Origin of the sequence: Marinobacter sp. X15-166B, assembly GCF_001752365.1 — a bacterium.
Lineage (GTDB): Bacteria > Pseudomonadota > Gammaproteobacteria > Pseudomonadales > Oleiphilaceae > Marinobacter.
The window spans coordinates 1947984-1966977 of the sequence record NZ_MEIY01000001.1; the positions used below are offsets into that span (position 1 = coordinate 1947984).

General features: G+C 60.5%; 18 protein-coding genes. 10 read left to right on the plus strand and 8 right to left on the minus strand.

Translation table 11 applies throughout. The features are described from left to right. Nucleotides 1-58: 58 nt before the first annotated feature. Both cpdA and BG841_RS16490 read left to right on the plus strand, forming a co-directional pair. Nucleotides 59-892: a 3',5'-cyclic-AMP phosphodiesterase gene (gene cpdA, locus BG841_RS09155; protein ID WP_070057374.1), complete on the plus strand. Its 834-nt coding sequence runs from the start codon at nucleotides 59-61 to the stop codon at nucleotides 890-892. An 11-nt stretch (nucleotides 893-903) separates the two neighbouring features. Continuing rightward, nucleotides 904-1512: a YqiA/YcfP family alpha/beta fold hydrolase gene (locus BG841_RS16490; RefSeq protein ID WP_074454319.1), complete on the plus strand. Its 609-nt coding sequence runs from the start codon at nucleotides 904-906 to the stop codon at nucleotides 1510-1512. Here BG841_RS16490 and BG841_RS09165 read toward each other — a convergent pair. Beyond that, entirely contained in the window at nucleotides 1403-2356 is a 954-nt protein-coding gene (locus BG841_RS09165) for a LysR family transcriptional regulator (RefSeq protein ID WP_070057376.1), read from the minus strand. The genes BG841_RS16490 and BG841_RS09165 overlap by 110 nt on opposite strands. Nucleotides 2357-2492: 136 nt before the next feature. Between BG841_RS09165 and BG841_RS09170 the strand changes: the two genes are divergently transcribed. The 3 genes from BG841_RS09170 to BG841_RS09180 are packed head-to-tail and all read left to right on the plus strand — an operon-like array spanning nucleotide 2493 to nucleotide 5029. After that, nucleotides 2493-3407, plus strand: coding sequence for a cation transporter (locus BG841_RS09170; protein WP_070057377.1), 915 nt, complete (start codon nucleotides 2493-2495; stop codon nucleotides 3405-3407). Nucleotides 3408-3436: 29 nt separating this feature from the next. After that, entirely contained in the window at nucleotides 3437-3829 is a 393-nt protein-coding gene (gcvH, locus tag BG841_RS09175; RefSeq protein ID WP_070057378.1) for a glycine cleavage system protein GcvH, read from the plus strand. A gap of 3 nt (nucleotides 3830-3832) precedes the next feature. Further along, the gene (locus tag BG841_RS09180) at nucleotides 3833-5029 is read left to right on the plus strand and encodes a class I SAM-dependent rRNA methyltransferase (RefSeq protein ID WP_070057379.1); all 1197 of its coding nucleotides are present in this window, start codon (nucleotides 3833-3835) and stop codon (nucleotides 5027-5029) included. Here the strand turns inward: BG841_RS09180 and BG841_RS09185 are convergent. Further along, the gene (locus BG841_RS09185; RefSeq protein WP_070058764.1) at nucleotides 5026-5682 is read right to left on the minus strand and encodes an HAD family hydrolase; all 657 of its coding nucleotides are present in this window, start codon (nucleotides 5680-5682) and stop codon (nucleotides 5026-5028) included. The genes BG841_RS09180 and BG841_RS09185 overlap by 4 nt on opposite strands. 167 nt (nucleotides 5683-5849) lie before the next feature. Here BG841_RS09185 and BG841_RS09190 point away from each other — a divergent pair, with 167 nt between their 5' ends. The 3 genes from BG841_RS09190 to BG841_RS09200 are packed head-to-tail and all read left to right on the plus strand — an operon-like array spanning nucleotide 5850 to nucleotide 9919. Continuing rightward, nucleotides 5850-6365 carry an RNA pyrophosphohydrolase gene (locus BG841_RS09190; RefSeq protein ID WP_070057380.1) on the plus strand — a complete coding sequence of 172 codons (516 nt, stop codon included), beginning with the start codon at nucleotides 5850-5852 and terminating at the stop codon, nucleotides 6363-6365. Nucleotides 6366-6407: 42 nt separating this feature from the next. Continuing rightward, nucleotides 6408-8714: a phosphoenolpyruvate--protein phosphotransferase gene (gene ptsP / locus BG841_RS09195; protein ID WP_070057381.1), complete on the plus strand. Its 2307-nt coding sequence runs from the start codon at nucleotides 6408-6410 to the stop codon at nucleotides 8712-8714. 38 nt (nucleotides 8715-8752) lie between these two features. Further along, complete coding sequence (locus tag BG841_RS09200; RefSeq protein WP_083260319.1) at nucleotides 8753-9919, plus strand: patatin-like phospholipase family protein; 1167 nt, start codon at nucleotides 8753-8755, stop codon at nucleotides 9917-9919. 4 nt (nucleotides 9920-9923) lie between these two features. On the opposite strand, the gene BG841_RS09205 is transcribed toward BG841_RS09200, so the two are convergent. The 6 genes from BG841_RS09205 to BG841_RS09230 all read right to left on the minus strand — a co-directional run bounded on the left by BG841_RS09205 (nucleotide 9924) and on the right by BG841_RS09230 (nucleotide 16943). Then, nucleotides 9924-10286 carry a gamma-butyrobetaine hydroxylase-like domain-containing protein gene (locus tag BG841_RS09205; protein WP_070057382.1) on the minus strand — a complete coding sequence of 121 codons (363 nt, stop codon included), beginning with the start codon at nucleotides 10284-10286 and terminating at the stop codon, nucleotides 9924-9926. Nucleotides 10287-10305: 19 nt separating this feature from the next. Continuing rightward, complete coding sequence (hslU, locus tag BG841_RS09210; RefSeq protein ID WP_070057383.1) at nucleotides 10306-11631, minus strand: ATP-dependent protease ATPase subunit HslU; 1326 nt, start codon at nucleotides 11629-11631, stop codon at nucleotides 10306-10308. Between the two features lie 12 nt (nucleotides 11632-11643). Next, nucleotides 11644-12174, minus strand: a complete 531-nt coding sequence (gene hslV, locus BG841_RS09215; protein WP_070057384.1) for an ATP-dependent protease subunit HslV — start codon at nucleotides 12172-12174, stop codon at nucleotides 11644-11646. 98 nt (nucleotides 12175-12272) lie between these two features. Continuing rightward, entirely contained in the window at nucleotides 12273-12920 is a 648-nt protein-coding gene (locus BG841_RS09220; RefSeq protein WP_070057385.1) for an SPOR domain-containing protein, read from the minus strand. A 40-nt stretch (nucleotides 12921-12960) separates the two neighbouring features. After that, nucleotides 12961-14646 carry an arginine--tRNA ligase gene (argS, locus tag BG841_RS09225; RefSeq protein WP_070057386.1) on the minus strand — a complete coding sequence of 562 codons (1686 nt, stop codon included), beginning with the start codon at nucleotides 14644-14646 and terminating at the stop codon, nucleotides 12961-12963. Nucleotides 14647-14774: 128 nt separating this feature from the next. Next, the gene (locus BG841_RS09230; protein WP_070057387.1) at nucleotides 14775-16943 is read right to left on the minus strand and encodes a primosomal protein N'; all 2169 of its coding nucleotides are present in this window, start codon (nucleotides 16941-16943) and stop codon (nucleotides 14775-14777) included. Between the two features lie 255 nt (nucleotides 16944-17198). Here BG841_RS09230 and rpmE point away from each other — a divergent pair, with 255 nt between their 5' ends. Both rpmE and BG841_RS09240 read left to right on the plus strand, forming a co-directional pair. Then, nucleotides 17199-17420, plus strand: coding sequence for a 50S ribosomal protein L31 (gene rpmE, locus BG841_RS09235; protein ID WP_070057388.1), 222 nt, complete (start codon nucleotides 17199-17201; stop codon nucleotides 17418-17420). 274 nt (nucleotides 17421-17694) lie between these two features. Beyond that, nucleotides 17695-18960: a malic enzyme-like NAD(P)-binding protein gene (locus BG841_RS09240; protein WP_070057389.1), complete on the plus strand. Its 1266-nt coding sequence runs from the start codon at nucleotides 17695-17697 to the stop codon at nucleotides 18958-18960. Nucleotides 18961-18994: the final 34 nt, after the last annotated feature.

Below are 18994 nucleotides of genomic sequence, written 5' to 3' on the forward strand. Positions count from 1 at the left end.
TCGCAGCCTGCGGTGTGCAGAGATCTGAATCGTCACGCCATAACGCATCAGTGGAACCATGACACAAGCCAAATTTCAGCGTACCGGCCCGCACCCTCAACGCCACCCCCGAGCTATTCAGGTGCTGCAGCTTACCGATCCGCACCTGATGGCGGCGGCGGACGCGACGCTGTTGGGGGTCAATACCCGCGACAGCCTGGATGCCGTTATTGCCGCGGTAAAGGCGGAGCCGGTGCAACCGGATCTGATTCTGGTCACCGGTGACCTTACCCAGGATGCCAGCCCGGCCGCTTATCAGGCCCTGGCCGACAAGCTGGCGGAGTTTGACTGCCCTTCCCACTGGATCCCCGGTAATCACGACAACGCCGACGTACTTAAGGCGGTTGCCGGACCACTGGCCAGCCACAAACATCTGCTGCGGGAGGACTGGCAAATCGTGCTGCTGGATTCGTCGCAGCGGGGCAACGTTGCCGGCTGGCTCGCCGACGAGGAATTGGCGTTTCTGGATCACACACTGCAACAACACGCCGAGCAGCCTGCCTTGATTGCCTTGCACCATCATCCTGTGGATATTGCGTCCGGGTGGATGGACGGCATCGGTCTGCATAACCGGGAGGCGTTCTGGGCAGTCATCGACCGTCACCCTCAGGTGCGCGCAGTGGTGTGGGGGCACATTCACCAAACACTGGATCAGTACCGCGGCAAGGTTCGCCTGCTGGCGACGCCGTCCACTTGTATACAGTTTGAAGCCGGCTCCGACACCTTTTCGGTGGAGGAGCGGGCGCCCGGTTATCGCTGGTTAACGCTGTTGCCCAGTGGTGAATTGATCACCGAGGTGAAGCGCGCCAGTGATTTTCAGGTGCGCATCGATCGTCACAGCACCGGCTATTAAAGGGTTAAACATTGAACAGCAGCAGGCCCGGTCTTGTTTATTTGCACGGTTTCAACAGTTCCCCCAAATCCCAGAAGGTCTCAGAACTGCGCGCGTTGCTGCCCCGCCTGTGCCCTGAAATAGAACTGCTGGTGCCGGAGTTGGGGTTTGATCCGGCCCGGGCTTATCAGCGTGCCCGGCGGGCGTTGGCCTCGCTGCAAGGCCGTCCCGCCGGGGTGATCGGCAGTTCGCTGGGCGGCTATTATGCCGCCGCGCTCAGCGAGGAGACCGGAGTTAACGCGGCGTTGATCAACCCGGCGGTCTATCCGTACCGGTTGCTGCAGGATTACCTCGGTCCGCAACATAATCCCTACACCGATGAGCGTTATGAGTTGACCCGGGATCACATGGCCGCACTGCTGGCGCTTGACCCGGGTAAGCTGCGCTATCCGGAGCGGTTGCTGGTGCTGCTGCAAAGCGGGGATGAAACCCTCGATTACCGGGAAGCGCTGGCCCGTTTTCCAGACTCGCCTACCTGGCTGCAGGCGGGCGGCGACCACCGCTTCCAGCAGTTTGACCGCGTGGTACCCGCGATCCTGGCGTTTTTGTACGCCCGCCCAAATACGCCTCCACCCGGTTGATCAGCCAGGTAGTCACAGGGCCGTGAAGCGCTCCGGTTTCACTGAGGGCGACATAGCGGCCACTGCTGATGGTGTCGCGGTGGGTGAAAGCCGTCAGTCGGTTTGCGGCCAGGGCCGCTTCAATCAGTGGACCGGGCAGGCGTGCCCAGCCGGTGCCGGCAATAACGGCATCGCGGATCAATTCAAACATGGTCATGGCCTGATAGCTGGCGGCTGAGGTGTGTTCGGCCACCAAAGTGTTGTTGTGCAGATAGGCCATGGTGATTTCCCGGTACTGGTCCAGATCGTCCGGTGACGCTTGGGCCAGCTGGTGCAAGGGGTGAGTGGGGGCAGCCACGGTCAGCACCGGAAACTCACCCAACAGGTTGACGCTGAGTTCGTTGGGGTAGACGTCCCGAACATCCAGCCCCAGAGCCATGTCGACGGAGTGCTGATGCACCAGATCCGGTAAATCCTGTGGCGGTGCCAGGTACACTGAAATCCCGGTCAGCGGGAAGCGTTCATTCAGTGCGCTCAGGGTATCGCGCCAGAACGCTTCCGGTAAGGCGTCATCCCGCGCAATTCTCAGTCCTGACTCCACCCCCTCCAGATGATGCCGACAGCGATGATGAATCTGCCGGCTGGCCTGCACCAAACGCTGGCAATCCGAGCGGATAGCCGCGCCAATCGGGGTCAGGCGCAGCTGGTTGCCGGTGCGTTCAAAGAGCTCTGCGCCCAGCTCTTCTTCAAACGCACTGAGCGACGTACTCACCGTCGAGCGGCTCTTGCCCAGCCTGCGTGCAGCCGCCGATACGGACTGCAGCTCCGCAACGATCAGAAACAGTTCCGCTTGTTGGGTTCGCATAAACGCACTCTCTTGCTGATGTGAAGGCTGATTGTACTGGGTGACGGTATTCCCGTCGCTGACTGGTTAGGCCGACTCACCCCGTCACGGCAGAATGCCCGCTTCTTCCATCCATTCAGCTGAACTGAACCCGATCATGAACAAACAAACGAGTCACGCTCTGGAGCGCAAACTGCTGGTGTTTTCCAGTATTTCAGCCGCAATTTTTGCCGTGGCGGGCATTGCCTGGGGGCTGTGGATCGGCTCCTTGGTGATCATCTTCGACGGCGGTTATTCGCTGCTCAGCCTGGCGCTGTCTATGTTGTCACTGCTGGCCTGGCATCTGATCCGCCAGCCCGCAGACGAGCGTTACAATTTTGGCCGCATGGTGGTTGAACCTCTGGCAATCGTCGTCAAAGGGGTGGTCATCATGGGGGTGTGTGTCATCTCTCTGGTGGCGGCAATTCTGGCGCTCTTCCAGGGTGGCCGGGTGGTTGATGCAGACCTGGCGCTGGGTTTCTCCATTGTCAACATTCTGGGCTGTGCCTTCACCTGGATCTGCCTGGTGCGCAATGCCTCCGGTCAGGAGGGATTGGTGGCGGCGGAAAGTCGCCAGTGGTTTATGGATCTGATCATCAGCGTGGCGGTGATGGCGGGTTTTGTGGTGGCCAAACTGGTGCAGTTGACCCCGTGGGCGCACCTCGCCGTGTACGCCGATCCGCTGATGGTCATTGTTGCTTCCACCTACTTTCTGGCCGTGCCCGCGCGGATGACGCTGACGGCGTTGCATGAAGTCCTGCTGGGGGCACCGCCTGCCGGCCTGCGGGCACAAGTCGAGCGGGCGCTGGCGGATGAGAACCTCGATGACCGAAACGTGCGTCTCGCCAAGGTGGGCAGCTATCTGATTGTGGACGTGGATGCCGAAGTGGGCCAGGTCGTAGAATTGGGCGAAACCCGACAGCGGTTGACCGAGGCGCTGGCGGATGTGCCGCTGGCCTTGATGCTGAATGTTCACTTCCATCCGAGTGATACCCGCGGCGACCCCTGTTTTAGTCCGGTCACTTTCGGGTAAACTGCCGGAAATCCTTGAGGAAGCAGACTATGAGCGATATTCCGGCAGATCTTAAATACCTTGAGACCCACCAGTGGGCCCGTATCGAAGGCGACGGGACCGCCACCGTCGGCATCACCGATTTCGCCCAGGAGCAATTGGGCGATGTTGTGTACATTGGCCTGCCCGAAGAAGGCGACAGTGTGCGCGGGGGCGAGGAGGCCGGTGTGGCCGAATCGGTCAAGTCCGCCTCGGATGTATTCAGTCCGGTCAGTGGTGAGGTGGTGGCCATTAACGAAGTTCTGGAAGAGGAGCCTGAAAAGGTCAACGAGGACCCTTATGGTGAGGGGTGGCTGTTTCGCGTGAAACTGAGCGATGAGGGCGAGCTGGACAGCCTGCTGGACGATGCCGCCTACGCCGAGTTGCTTGCCGAGCAGGACTGATCGATGAAGTTCCCGGTGTTGTATTTGCGCAAGGGCGCCGAACGCCGAATTCGCGCGGGCCATCTGTGGGTTTACAGCAACGAGGTGGACATCCGGCGCTCGCCGCTGACGGAGTTCCCCCCGGGTGCTCAGGCGCAGCTGCGTACCTCGGCCGATAAAGCGTTGGGCACCGTGTTTGTGAACCCCCATACGCTGATCTGTGCCCGCCTGATCAGTCGTGACCCGACGCAGGGGATGACGCCCCAACGCCTGACCCAACGCCTGCAAACCGCCCTGGTGTTGCGGGACTCGTTGTTTCCGCAGCCCTGGTATCGCTGGGTCTTCGGGGACAGCGATGGACTGTCGGGGCTGGTGGTCGACCGGTTCGGTGACGTGGTGGTGATCGAGATATCCACCGCTGGTATGGAAACCCTGAAAGACTCTGTTGTTCGGGCGGTGCAGCGTCTGGTTCAGCCGGCCGCCGTCATTCTCAAAAACGACGGTCAATTGCGACAGATAGAAGGTCTGCCCCGATACGTGGAGCAACCGGTCGGCGCGCCGGTAGACGCCGTCATGGTGTCTGAAAACGGCGTCCGGTATGAAGTTCCGGTAGGGGGCGGCCACCAATCCGGCTGGCGCTACGATCATCGCATGAACCGCCAGCGTCTGCAGGCCTATGCGGAAGGGAAAAGCGTCCTCGATGTGTTCAGCTATCTGGGCGATTGGGGCCTGCAAGCGGCCCGGGCCGGAGCGCGGCAGGTCACCTGTGTGGACAACTCCGAGCCTTCTCTGGCGGCGGTGCACCGTAACGCCGCGCTGAATGATCTGAGTGGGGTGGACACCCTTCGGGGGGAGGCGTTCGAGGTGTTGAAACAGCTCTGCGACGACAGGCAGAAGTTCGACATAGTAGTGCTCGATCCGCCGGCGCTGATGGCCCGGCGCAGGGATCAGAAAACCGGTGAGCAGGCTTACGCCCGCTTGAACCAGCTGGGGTTGCGGTTGCTGGCCCGGGACGGACTGCTGGTATCTGCGTCCTGCTCCATGCATCTGTCCCAGGACCGGTTGGTGGACATTGTGCGCCGCAGCGGCCGCAAGATTGACCGCTTTGTGCAATTGCTGGAGCAGGGGCATCAGGCTCCGGATCACCCCGTGGTGCCCGGAATCCCCGAAACCAACTACCTGAAAGCGTGTTTTGTGCGCTCACTCACCGGGTTTATTTAATCCCTGAGTGACATGATCTCCCAGCCCGACCCCTTGGCCAGGTCGGCCAGTCTGGGGTCCGGGTCAACCGCCACAGCGTTAGGCACCAGCTTCAGCAGCGGCGCGTCGTTAATCGAGTCGCTGTAGAACCAGGCACCCTCCAGGTTTCTGTGGTGCTGCAACAGCCAGTCGTTGAGGCGCGTGATTTTGCCTTCCTGAAAGCTGGGCACGCCGGTCACCCCGCCGGTGTAGCGGCCGTCCTTCATTTCCGGCTCCACCGCGATCAGGTGCTCAATATCCAGCAGCTCCGCAATAGGCGCGGTTACAAACCGGTTGGTCGCGGTGATGATCATCAGCGTATGGCCTTGCTGGCGGTGGCGGTCCAACAGTTGCGCCGCCTTCACTTGCATCATCGGTTTGATTTTTTCCTCCACAAACTGCGCCCGCCAGGCATGCAGGGTGCTGAGGTCGTGCTGGGCCAGGGGGGCCAGCGCGAACGACAGGTACCGGTGGATATCCATTTCTCCGTTGAGGTAGTCCTGGTAGAACTGGTCGTTGGCGCGCTTGTAGTCATCGCGGTCAACAATGCCTTCCTCTACCAGGAACTCACCCCAGGCATGGTCGCTGTCACCGGCAAGCAGGGTGTTGTCGAGATCAAAAATGGCGAGAGTCAACGCAGGCTCCTTGTGGCTGTGTTCAGAATTAAACCGATCCGACAGCATATCATGCCGTGGGGCGAACAGCTTGGTTTGCCGGCGCTTGGGCTTTCTGTAAGAATGAGGAAAACATGGACAATTTTTATCGTCGTAAACGATAAGCAGACTAACAAGAGGACTGTACCGTGATTGATGCAGACGGTTTCAGGCCCAACGTTGGCATTATTCTGGCAAATCACCGGGGTGAAGTCCTGTGGGCAAGGCGCATAGGGCAAGACTCCTGGCAGTTTCCCCAGGGTGGCATCAAGCATAACGAATCGCCGGAGCAGGCACTGTACCGGGAGCTGGCGGAAGAGATCGGGTTAGGGACAGAGGATGTGGAAATCATCAGCTGCACCCGGGGCTGGCTCAGATACCGTCTTCCCCGGCGCATGGTGCGGCATAATTCGCACCCGGTGTGCATCGGGCAGAAACAGAAATGGTTCCTGCTGCGGATGCTCTCACCAGACGCCCAGGTGCGTGTCGACCGCAGTGATTCGCCTGAATTTGATGGCTGGCAGTGGGTGAGTTACTGGTACCCGTTGGGGCGGGTGGTTTCATTCAAGCGAGAGGTTTACCGGCGTGCGCTGGGAGAACTTGCCCCGCGCTTGTTTCGCAGTCTGGAACAGGGCAATCAGCGCGACATCGCTCGCCGTCGTTGAGCCTTTAAGATAACCGAATCACACACTGTCGGATAAAACCGCATGCTGACCTTACTGCGCAGTTTAGTACAAGAGGTGAACAGTGCCCGTGATCTGAACGAGGCATTGGATATCATCGTGTCGCGGGTGCAGAAGGCCGTGGGTACGGATGTGTGCTCGGTGTACATGCTCGACCCCACCACCGACCGCTACATTCTGATGGCAACCGAGGGCCTCTACCGTCAGGCCGTGGGCAAGGTCAGTATTGCCCCCTCCGAAGGGCTCGTGGGGCTGGTGGGTTCCCGGGAGGAGCCGATCAACCTTGAAGACGCCCCGTCCCATCCGCGCTACCTCTATTTTCCGGAAACCGGGGAAGAGCGTTTCCGTTCCTTCCTTGGGGTGCCAATCATCCACCACCGCCGCGTCCTGGGGGTGCTGGTGGTGCAGCAGCGGGAAAACTCCCGCTGTTTTGACGAAGGCGAAGAAGCGTTTCTGGTGACCGTGTCCGCGCAGCTGGCGGGGGTCATTGCCCACAGTGAGGCAACCGGTGCCATCAGCGGGCTGTCCTTGACCGGTGAACGCGCCACCGACGTCAGCATCGACGGGGTACCGGGTGCACCGGGGGTGGCCATTGGTGAGGGGGTGGTGGTGTATCCGGTGGCGGATCTGGATGTGGTGCCGGAGAAAACCACCGACGACATTGAGCACGAATTGGCCCTGTTCGAGCAGGCCGTTATGGACACCCGCAACGACATCCAGCAGGTGGCCAACCGGCTGGCAACGCAGCTGCGCCGGGAAGAGCAGGCCTTGTTCGATGTCTACCTGCGGATGCTGGAAGACAACGCGTTGCCGGGCGAGGTGGTCAATCGCATCAAGGAAGGCTACTGGGCCCAGACCGCGCTGAAGCAGGTCGTGCAGCAGTATCTGCGCCACTTTGAAATGATGGATGATCTGTACCTGCGCGAGCGGGCGGTGGACATTCGGGATTTGGGTCGCCGGCTGCTGTCGCATATCCAGGAGGGCGACCCCATTGAGGTGGTGTACCCCGAGCGGACCATCCTGGTCAGTGAAGAACTGACACCCGCAATGCTGGGTGAAGTGCCCAAGGGGCGGCTGATGGGGCTGGTGTCCGTCAAGGGCTCGATCAACTCCCACGTGGCCATTCTGGCGCGGGCCATGGGCGTGCCTACGGTGATGGGACTGGTCGAGATCCCGGTGCACCAACTGGATGGCAAAGAACTGATCGTGGATGGTTTTGAGGGCCAGATATACTCCTCACCCTCTGCCGATATGCGGGCATTCTATGAGGTCATCCGCAAGGAAGAGGACGAACTGGTCAAAGGTCTGGAAGCGCTTCGGGACCTGCCCTGCGAAACCTCGGACGGGCATCGGGTGTCCTTGCTGGTCAACACGGGCCTGATGACCGACGTGGTGCGCTCGCTGACCCACGGGGCCGAGGGCATCGGGCTGTACCGCACCGAAGTGCCATTCATGATCAAGGACCGCTTCCCCTCCGAACAGGAGCAGCGGGAATACTACCGCGAGCAGCTGGAGGCCTTCGCCCCCAATCCGGTGACCATGCGCACCCTGGATGTGGGGGGGGACAAGTCGTTGCCCTATTTCCCGATTGAGGAAGAGAACCCCTTTTTGGGCTGGCGTGGTATCCGGGTAACACTCGACCACCCGGAAATCTTCATTCTGCAGGTGCGCGCCATGCTCAAGGCCAGTGAGGGCCTGAACAATCTGCAGATCATGCTGCCGATGATCAGTAACGTATCCGAAGTGGAAGAATCGCTGCACCTGATTTACCGGGTGTACCACGAGGTCCGCGAAGAAGGCTACGATGTCCACATGCCCCGGGTGGGGGTGATGCTGGAGGTGCCGGCGGCGGTTTATCAGGTGCGCGAGCTGGCAGACCGGGTGGATTTCCTGTCGGTGGGCTCCAACGACCTGACCCAGTACCTGCTGGCGGTCGATCGCAATAACCCGCGGGTGGCGTCGCTCTACCACAGTTACCACCCGGCGGTCCTGCAGGCACTGGTGCGCATCGCCCAGGACGCCCATGCGGTGGGTAAGCCGGTGAGTATCTGCGGTGAGCTGGCGGGCGACCCCGGGGGAGCGGTGCTGCTGATGGCAATGGGCTACGATGCCCTGTCGATGAACGCCGCCAGCTTGCCCAAGGTGAAGTCGGTGATCCGCAGTGTGACCCGGGATTGGGCGCGGGGCGTACTGGCCGATGTGCTGCTGCTTGATTCCCCCCATGTGGTCAAAAGCTGTATCGACCTGTCCTTGCGTCAGGCCGGTTTCGGCCGTTACCTGCGGCCCGGCAAGGCATCCATGGCGGCTCTGTCAGAAGCAGTGGCATCCTAGCCGTGGGCGCCGAATGAGCAGGTTGGGGGTACCCCGTGATCGCGACACACTCCGAAGTGCAGGCTGACAGGCGCATTGGTCTCGCCCTTGGCGGCGGAGGGCCCTTCGGTGGTCTATACGAAATAGGGGCCTTGCGGGCACTGGATGAGGCCCTGGAGGGGCTGGATTTTAACCGGCTTGACGTCTACGTCGGGGTCAACGCCGGCGCCTTTGTGGCCGCCAATCTGGCCAACCAGGTCACCACGGCCCAGCTGTGCAGGATATTTGTGCGCAACGAAACGGAGGTGCACCCGTTTCGGCCCGAGGTTTTCTATCGCCCCGCGTTCCGTGAGTTTGGCAAGCGCCTGCTGGCGCTACCCGGACTGATGGCCACGGCGGTACGCCGGCTGGTCGCTAATCCATACGATCAGAGTGTGCTGGAAGCCTTGACGGTGCTGGCGCAGGCTGCGCCGGTCGGGCTGTTTGACAACGAGAGCCTGCAGGATTACTTGCAGCGATCCTTCAGCATGCTCGGGCGCACCAATGATTTTCGCCAGTTGAATCGTAAATTGTATGTGGTTGCCACCGATGTAGACAGCACCGAGGCCGTGAGTTTTGGCGGTCCGGGGTTCACTGAGGTGCCCATATCGAAGGCTATTCAGGCCAGTATGGCGTCGCCGGGGTTGTACCTGCCCGTGAGAATCGGTGAGCGCAGCTATGTGGACGGGACTCTGCGGAAAGGGTTGCACGCCTCGGTTGCCTTCGAGGACGGGGCCGATCTGGTGTTGGCGGTGAATCCGCTGGTGCCGGTGGATGCCGGCGCGGCGGTTCGGGCGGGCAGCATGGGGCCGGAGGAATTGACCCGATCCGGTATGCCCGGATTGCTCCAGCAAGCGTACCGCACCCTGGTGCACTCGCGCATGCAAAACGGGGTGTCGCAGTACGCCCGCGATTACCCCGGCAAAGAATTGCTGTTGTTCGAGCCTGCCGGTGCGGATACCCGGCTGTTGGCTGCGAACGTTTTCAGCTGTAAATCACGACGCATGATTTGTGAATACGCCTATCAGTTGACCCGTCGGGATTTGCGGGCACGCGCGGACAGTCTGGAGCCCCGGCTGGCCGGTTATGGCATTCAGCTGCGCCGTGATCTGCTGGAAGATGAGCAACGAACCCTCAGCACCGGATTGTACGGGGAGGTGCCGCCCCTGCGGGTGGCGACCGTCTGAGCCGTCAGCCCTCGCGGCTGCCACCTTCCGCCGCCAGGCGGCGCAGATAGCGCTGCCAGTAGGCCTCCTGTTGTTCACCCAGCTCCCGCAGATAATGCCAGGTAAACAGTCCGGAATCATGGCCGTCGCTGAACACCAGTTGCAGCGCATAGTTACCGACACTGTTCACACCGGTGATGGCCACGTCCCGCTTGCCGGTCTGCAGGACACCCGGTCCGGAGCCGTGCCCCCGGACCTCGGCGGAAGGTGAATAAACCCGGAGCAGCTCAAACGCCAGTTGATAGCGGGTGCCATCGGCGTACTCCAACTCAAGTACCCTGCTTTGTTTCCGCACCCGGATGTTGACCGGGGGTTGTGCGCTGCTCATGGCTCGGTCCGTCCCGGGTTTACAGGATGTAACGGCTCAGATCCTGGTCTTCTGCCAGGCTGCCGAGTTTTTCGTCCACGTAGGCGGCCGTCACCTCGTAGCGCTCGGTCACGCTGTCGCCAGCGTCGTAGGAGAGCTCTTCCAGCAGGCGCTCCAGCACCGTGTGCAGACGGCGCGCGCCGATGTTTTCGGTGCTTTCGTTCACCTTCCAGGCCACTTCCGCAATCCGGGTGATGGCTTCTTCCTGGAAAGTCAGCTTAACCCCCTCGGTGGCCATCAATGCCGCGTATTGTTGTACCAGCGAGGCATCGGGCTCGGTCAGAATGCGCTTGAAATCATCCGGCGTCAGCGCTTGCAGTTCAACCCGAATGGGCAGGCGCCCCTGCAATTCAGGGATCAGGTCTGAAGGCTTGGACAGATGAAAGGCACCGGAGGCGATAAACAGGATGTGGTCGGTGCGAATGGAACCGTACTTGGTGCTGACGGTGGTGCCTTCGATCAGGGGCAGCAGGTCCCGTTGCACGCCCTCGCGGGACACGTCGGACGAGGTGTTCTCCGACCGGCGCGCCACCTTGTCGATTTCATCCAGAAACACAATACCGTTCTGCTCGACCGTGGTCACCGCCTTGTGTTTGATTTCTTCTTCGTTCACCAGCTTGGCCGCTTCTTCGTCACGCACCCGCCGCATCGCATCGGCCACCGTCATCTTGCGGGTTTTGCGACGCTCGGACGACATGCTCGAAAACATGCTCTGTAGCTGGGAGGTCATCTCTTCCATACCGGGAGGCGCCATGATCTCAACGCCGGCGGTGGCGCTGGCCAGATCAATCTCGATTTCCTTGTCGTCCAGTTCACCCTCCCGCAAACGCTTGCGGAACAGTTGACGCGTGGAGGAGTCGGTCGGTTTGCTGTCTTCATTGAAATCCCGGGGCGGAGGCAGCAGGGCGTCCAGGATGCGCTCTTCGGCGGCATCCAGAGCCTGGTGCTCGTGACGCTTCATCTCCGTCTCGCGCAGCATTTTTACCGCCGTATCGGCCAGATCGCGGACGATGGAATCCACATCCCGGCCCACATAACCGACTTCGGTGAATTTGGTCGCTTCAATTTTCAGGAAGGGCGCATGGGCCAGTTTGGCCAGGCGACGAGCAATTTCGGTTTTACCGACCCCGGTGGGGCCTATCATCAGAATGTTTTTGGGAGTGATTTCGTCACGCAGCTCACTGCCAAGCTGCATGCGGCGCCAGCGGTTGCGCAGGGCCACGGCAACCGCACGTTTGGCGTCGCTTTGGCCAACGATGTGTTTGTCGAGTTCGTGGACAATTTCACGAGGGGTCATTGCAGACATGGGGGCTCCGGATTAATCGTTGAGAGAAAGAGTTTCAAGCGTGCGGTGGTGGTTGGTGTAGACACAGATGTCGGCCGCAATGGTCAGACCTTTCTCGACAATGTCGGTGGCACCGAGTTCGGTGTTCTCCAGCAAGGCGCGGGCCGCCGATTGTGCAAACGGTCCCCCGGAGCCAATGGCGATCAGCCCCTGCTCCGGCTCGATCACATCGCCGTTGCCGGTAATGATCAGCGATGCGGTGCGGTCAGCCACCGCCAGCAGGGCTTCCAGTCGTCGCAGGGCCCGGTCCGTGCGCCAGTCTTTGGCCAGCTCCACGGCGGCCCGGGTGAGGTTGCCGTTGTGTTTTTCCAGTTGTGCTTCGAAACGTTCAAACAGGGTAAACGCATCGGCCGTACCACCGGCAAACCCCGCGATCACCTGATCGTTATACAGGCGCCGCACCTTGCGGGCGTTGCCTTTCATGACGGTATTACCCAGAGATACCTGGCCATCGCCACCCATGGCAACTTCATTGTCGCGCCGTACGGAAAGAATCGTGGTCATGCTGGCTCCAATTGGTTATGCAAAATGTACCGGTTGAACGGGTATGCAGCAGTAATGGAGGCGCGGGGGAAGAATTCAAGGAGCGGGCCGGGCCCGCGTCAACCTTTTTTGGGTATTTTGCGCACCAGTGGCTGGATGTTGATGCCCACCAGCTTGTCCACCGTGGCGTTCATCCGGCTGCGGGACTCGAACGGTCCCACGTTCACCCGATACCAGATGTTGCCGCCGTCCATATCGATCCGGTCCACCGAGGCGCGAATGCCCTGGAAGGCAATCTGGGCCCGTTGCCGTTCGGCGTCTTCCTGGCGGCGGAAGGATCCGGTCTGAATCAGATAATCGAAATTCTGACGGGTCGGGTTGGGGGTGTATTCATTCACCTTGGGGGGCACCACCTCCGAATCCGGCAGCATTTCATAGAAGCGGAAGTTCGGGGTGCTCTCTTTGACCACCTGTTTTTTGGGCGGCGTTTGCGGTGGCTTAACCTGGCTACTGGCCGGCGCAGCCACGCTCTGCGCGGGTTGCGCCGGGCTGGTGCTGCCCGCCGGTTCCATGGAGTTCAGATAAACAATAAAGCCGATAAAGCCACCCACCGCGGCCAGTGACAAAATCCAACGCACCGATAACCCTCCGGACTGATGATTGGCCGGTGCCGCCCGACGGGGGGGCGGCCGTTTGCCTGGTTTGTTTCGTGGTGCAGGGCGCGGCGCCGTCTTGACACGGTCTTTTCTGGCGTAATCCTTTGGCATGGCCGATACATTCCCTGCAATTCTGCATGAGCGTTGCTGTTTACATTTCTTCCGGCGCACTGACGCCCAGCAAGTCCAGGCCATTGGCGATCACCTGGCGCACCGCCAGATACAGACTGACGCGGGCATCGCGCAGTTCGGTATCCTCAATCAACACCTTGTGGGCGTTGTAATAGGTGTGGAACTGGCCCGCCAGTTCACGCAGGTAGTGGGCCAGCTGGTGCGGTTCCCGTTGCGCCGCAGCATTGGTGATCAGTTCCGGGTAACGGGCCAGCAGGTTGGCGAGGTCTTTTTCCTCGTCCAGGGTGAGCAGCGACAGGTCCCCCCGGCACTCCTGCAGGCCGCGGCGGTCGCCGCTGGCGGCCAGCTTGCGCAACACGCTGCAGATCCGCGCGTGGGCGTATTGAATGTAATACACCGGGTTTTCATTGGTCTGCGAGCGGGCCAGGTCAATGTCGAAGGTCAACTGGGAATCCACCCGGCGTGCCGCCAAAAAGAACCGGGTGGCATCCCGGCCGACTTCGTCAATCAGATCGCGCACGGTCACGTAGCTGCCGGCCCGTTTGGAAATTTTCACTTCCTGGCCAGAGCGGGTCACCATCACCATCTGGTGCAGCACGTAGTCGGGCCAGCCCTTGGGAATGCCGGCGTCCAGCGCCTGCAAACCGGCCCTCACCCGGGTAATGGTGGAGTGATGGTCGGCACCTTGCTCGTTGATGACGGTGGTAAAACCACGTTGCCACTTGTCCAGATGGTAAGCCACATCCGGCAGGAAGTAGGTGTAACCGCCGTCCTGTTTGCGCATCACCCGGTCCTTGTCGTCGCCGAACTCGGTGGTTTTCAGCCACATGGCGCCTTCGTGTTCGTAGGTGTAGCCACTGTCCCGCAGGCGCTCGACGGTGGCGGCGACCTTGCCGTCTTCGTACAGCGAGGACTCCAGGAAGTAAACGTCGAATTCCACACCGAAGGCCTTCAGGTCCAGATCCTGTTCGCGACGCAAATAGGCGACTGCAAACTCGCGGATCGCGTCCCGGTCATCCGGATCGGCCTTGGCGGTCACTTCGCGGTCGTCCGCGGTGACGGTTTCACCCGCCAGATAAGCGTTGGCCACGTCAATGATGTAATCCCCCCGGTAGCCATCGGCCGGCCAGCCGGCGTCCTCCGGGGTCAGTCCCTTGACGCGGGACTGTACCGACAGCGCAAGATTGTCGATCTGGGCTCCGGCGTCGTTGTAATAGAATTCGCGGGTAACCTGGTAACCGTTTGCTTCCAGCAGTCGCGACAGGCAATCGCCAATGGCGGCACCGCGGCCGTGGCCCACGTGCAAGGGGCCGGTGGGGTTGGCAGACACAAATTCCACCTGCAGGGATTCGCCCTGGCCGCTGTTATTGCGGCCGAACGCTTCCGCTTGCTGCAGAATGGTGGCGACAATACCGAAAGCGCTCTCGGTGCTCATGAAAAAGTTTATAAACCCGGGCCCGGCAATTTCCACCTTGTCCACCGCCGCACTTGCCGGCAGACGCTCCACCAGGGCTTCAGCCAGCTGGCGCGGTGGACAGCCAGCCATCTTGGCGGCCACCAGGGCAATGTTGCAGGCGTAATCACCGTGGGATTTGTCTTTGGTGTTGCCAACTTGCGGGCTGAATGACGCATCCGCAGGCAGGGTGCCTTCAGATTGCAGGGTCGCCAGGGCGGCCTGGAGCAGTTCGGTAACGGTTTCTTTCATGCTGTCGGGTGGCTCGGGTTGCAAATGTGGGGAAGCGGCAGGCAAACAGGCCCGCCGAAAATACAGTGCCGGGTATTATCGCGGAAAGTCGGAGGCGACTCAAACGCGATAGCGTCGGGGCCGCGGGTTCAACCGGTGTCCTGCGGGTCAACGTCCAGCATCCACTTGGTCCCAGCGGGTGGCTTGTGCTGGTCCAGATGCAGGCAAATATGACTGAGGATTTTGTTCAGCTGTTTGCGGTTGGCGGCATTCACCACCAGCTGGGCACGATGGCGGTTGGCACGGCGGGCGATGATGGCCGGCAAGGGTCCCCAGGTTTCCAGGCCGGGCGCTTCAGTCAGGGGTTTGATGGCGGTCAGCAACTGCAGGCTCCGGGCCATGGTGTCCGCTTCGGCGCGAAAGATGGCCATGGCCCGAAACGGCGGAAACTGACCACTTTCCCGCTCCGCCATCAACTGCTCCACCAGGGGCAGGTAATGACCGGCACACAGGCTCTGCAACAACGGGTGGTCGCTGTGGCAGGTCTGAATCAGGACTCTGCCGGGCTTGTCGCCGCGGCCGGCCCGGCCGCTGACTTGCAACAGGGTTTGCAACAGCTGTTCCGGTGCGCGGAAGTCGACACTGAACAAGCCGCCGTCGGCATTGACCGCGACCACCAGGGTTACGTTGGGGAAATCGTGGCCTTTGGCAAGCATTTGGGTGCCCACCAACACACAGGGTTTGCCGGTGTTGACGGTGTTGAGGATGGACTGGATGCTGCCCTTGCGCTGGGTGCTGTCCCGATCCACCCGGATCACCGGGATGTCCGGAAATTCCTGGGCCAGAATGTCCTCGGTACGCTCGGTGCCCTGGCCAACCGGTTTGAACGCCTCGCTGGCACACTGTGGGCAGGTGGCGCTGGCGGCGGTCTGGTAATCACAATGATGGCAGCGCATGGCGTTGTCGCGGCGATGGAAGGTGAGGCGGGTGTCACAGCGCGGGCACTCCACCAGATGGCCGCAATCAAAACACATCATCACCGGGGCAAACCCGCGTCGGTTCACAAACACCAGCGCCTGCTCGCCTTTTTCCAGGGTCTGCTGTATGGCGTTCAGGGCAGGGCGCGCCAGCCCGCCTTCCAGAGGACGGCTGCGGATATCGAGTAGCTGTATGCCGGGCGGTTTGGCCTTGCCGGCCCGCTCTTCCAGTTTGACCAGTTGGTACTTCCCTTGCCGGGCGTTGTGGAACGACTCCAACGAAGGGGTGGCCGACCCCAGAATGACCGGGCAGCCATTCAGGTGGGCGCGATAAACCGCCAGATCCCGCCCCGAATAGCGAAACCCTTCGCCCTGTTTGTAGGAGCTGTCGTGCTCTTCGTCGACAATGATGGTTTTCAGGCGGGTAAAGGGCAGCAGCACCGCCGACCGGGTGCCAATCAGAATGACCGGTTCGCCATTGCGGATGCGCAGCCAGGTGTTCAGCCGTTCGCTGTCATTAAGGGCGGAGTGCCACACCACAATACGGTCGCCAAAATAGCGCTGGAAGCGGGCCACGGTCTGGGGGGTCAGGTTAATTTCCGGTACCAGCACCAGTGCCTGGCCGTCCGTCGGCAGATGGTCGTACAAATAGTGGAGGTAGAGTTCGGTCTTGCCACTGCCGGTAATGCCGTACAGCAAGGTGGCAGAAAACCCCTCCGGGGTGGCGGGCAGCGCGCTGAAAGCAACGCTTTGTGCCGCGGACAGATCCGGCAGCTTCGCCACTGTGGGCGTCGCCGTGGCGCTCCCCGGCACCGGTGTGTGCAGGGTTTCGATCACCAGCGCCTTGTGTTTCAGGGTGTTCAGGTGGGCACGGCTAAATCCGGCCTGCAGAATCGCGGCGGTGGGTTGGGGTTCGGTCTGTTGCTGCAGCCACACAAAAAGTTCCCGCTGACGCCGGGCTCGTGCCGGCGGTGGCTCTGTATCGGCGGCTTGCCAGACGCTTACCTGTTTGAGGGCAGCCGGCTGACCGCGTCTGAGGGCAGGTGGCAGCGCCATGAACAGGCACTCGCCCAGGGGGTGTTGATAGTAATTGGCCGCCCAGCTGAGCAGGGCAAAGGTTTCCGGTGGCAGGGCGGGCCAGTCCTCCAGCACGGCCGTGACCGTTTTCAGGGTGATACCGGCGGGCGGTGGGGTGCCGGTATCCACCACCAGACCGGTCGCCGTCTGCCGGCCGAAAGGCACGCTGACCCGCTGGCCTTTGTGCAGGGTCAGCGAGCCGGTGCGATAGTCAAACAGACGGCGCAGAGGGCGGTTCAGGGCAATGCGCGCGGTATCGGTCACAACGGCTCCGGCATGGTTTGAAAGGGGGGGTTGGCTGCGGGTAAAGTGGGCGTTTACAGCTCTGCTTGCAATGTCAGGAGTTGCTTGCTATGTGCGGCGTTTGCAAGTAATATCCTCGGCCTGTTTCTGACCGGGCTCTGATTGTGCACGGTCTTTTCAATTGATTCAAACATGCGGTGCCTGGCAGCTTGCATTGCTTTTATCGTGATGCAAATCCGTGACTTGGTAGCGGCATGACCTATACAGAGGTTCGCCATGAAAGAAGGTATTCACCCTAAGTACGACGCAATTACTGCAACTTGCAGCTGCGGCAATGTCATCAACACCCGTTCCACGGTTGGTCACGACCTGCAGCTGGACGTGTGTTCACAGTGCCACCCTTTTTATACGGGTAAGCAGAAGGTTATGGATACCGGCGGCCGTATTGACCGTTTCCAGAAGCGCTTTGGCGGTCGTATCGGCGGCAAGAAAGACTGATCTGGTTGTCGCTGAAAAAAAAGCGCCTTGTGAGGCGCTTTTTTTATGGCGACAGCAAAATTTACCCGCGTCTCAGGCGCGCGGTTGGTTGCTTCTTGCACGATTACCCTTGTCTGAGTTTGGCGATCACGCCATAATGTCGCCCCTGCCATGATTGCATTTGGCAGTTTCTAAAGAGAGCTGAGCTGGTTGGGATCAGGTACCAGAGAAGATGCTGGCCCAATCAGTCACAACGTATCTCCGTCCTTTTAACGTGACAAACGGAACAGTGGCAATGTCTCAAGATTTGAAATCAGCGGCCCTTGATTATCACGCTAACCCGCGGCCAGGTAAGCTGAGTGTTGAAATCACCAAGCCGACCGAAACTGCCCGTGATTTGGCGTTGGCCTATAGCCCAGGAGTTGCTGAGCCGGTCCGCGAGATCGCAAAAGATCCGGAAGCCGCCTACAAGTATACCTCCAAAGGTAACCTGGTGGCGGTCATTTCTGACGGTACCGCAATTTTGGGGCTGGGCAACCTTGGGCCTCTGGCAAGCAAGCCGGTCATGGAAGGTAAAGGCGTACTGTTCAAGCAGTTTGCCGGTATTGATGTATTCGATATTGAAGTGAACAGCGAAAGCCCTCAGGCCTTCATCGAAACCGTGGAGCGCATCGCCGACACCTTTGGTGGCATCAACCTGGAAGACATCAAAGCGCCGGAGTGTTTTGAGATCGAGCGCGAGTTGATCAAGCGTTGCAATGTGCCGGTGTTCCACGACGATCAGCACGGCACCGCGATTGTAACGGCGGCCGGGATGCTCAACGCACTCGAGTTGCAGGGCAAGCGGTTCGAAGACGCCAAAGTGGTGTGTCTGGGTGCGGGTGCGGCCGCGATTGCCTGCATGAAGCTGTTGGTCGCCTGTGGCATTCAGATGAAAAACATCTACATGCTCGATCGCAAAGGGGTGATTCATACCGGCCGTGACGATCTGAACGAGCACAAATCCTGGTTCGCCAACGACACCGACAAGCGCACCATGGAAGACGCCATTGCGGGTGCCGACGTGTTCCTGGGGCTTTCCGGTCCGGATTTGTTCCCGGTGGAGTGTCTGAAGATGATGGCGCCCAACCCGGTTGTTTTCGCCTGTTCAAACCCGGACCCCGAGATCAATCCCGAGGTTGCGCTGGCGGCCCGTGATGATCTGATCATGGCAACTGGCCGTTCGGACTACCCCAATCAGGTGAACAACGTACTGGGCTTCCCGTTCATCTTCCGTGGCGCACTGGATGTCCGGGCTTCCGTGATCAACGAGGAAATGAAGCTGGCGGCGGTGCACGCCATTCGTGATCTGGCCAAAGAGCCGGTGCCTCAGGAAATCTGTGAAGCCTACGGCTCCACCGGTTTCGAATTCGGACATGATTACATCATTCCGAAGCCTATGGATCTGCGTTTGCTCGAGGTGGTGCCGGCGGCGGTCGCCCGTGCGGCGGTAGACTCGGGTGTGGCCCGCAACCCTTACCCGGCACACTACCCGCTCAAGTCCATGGACGACATCAAATAACCGCAGTCGTTCAGTGGGGTGAGACACAAAAAAA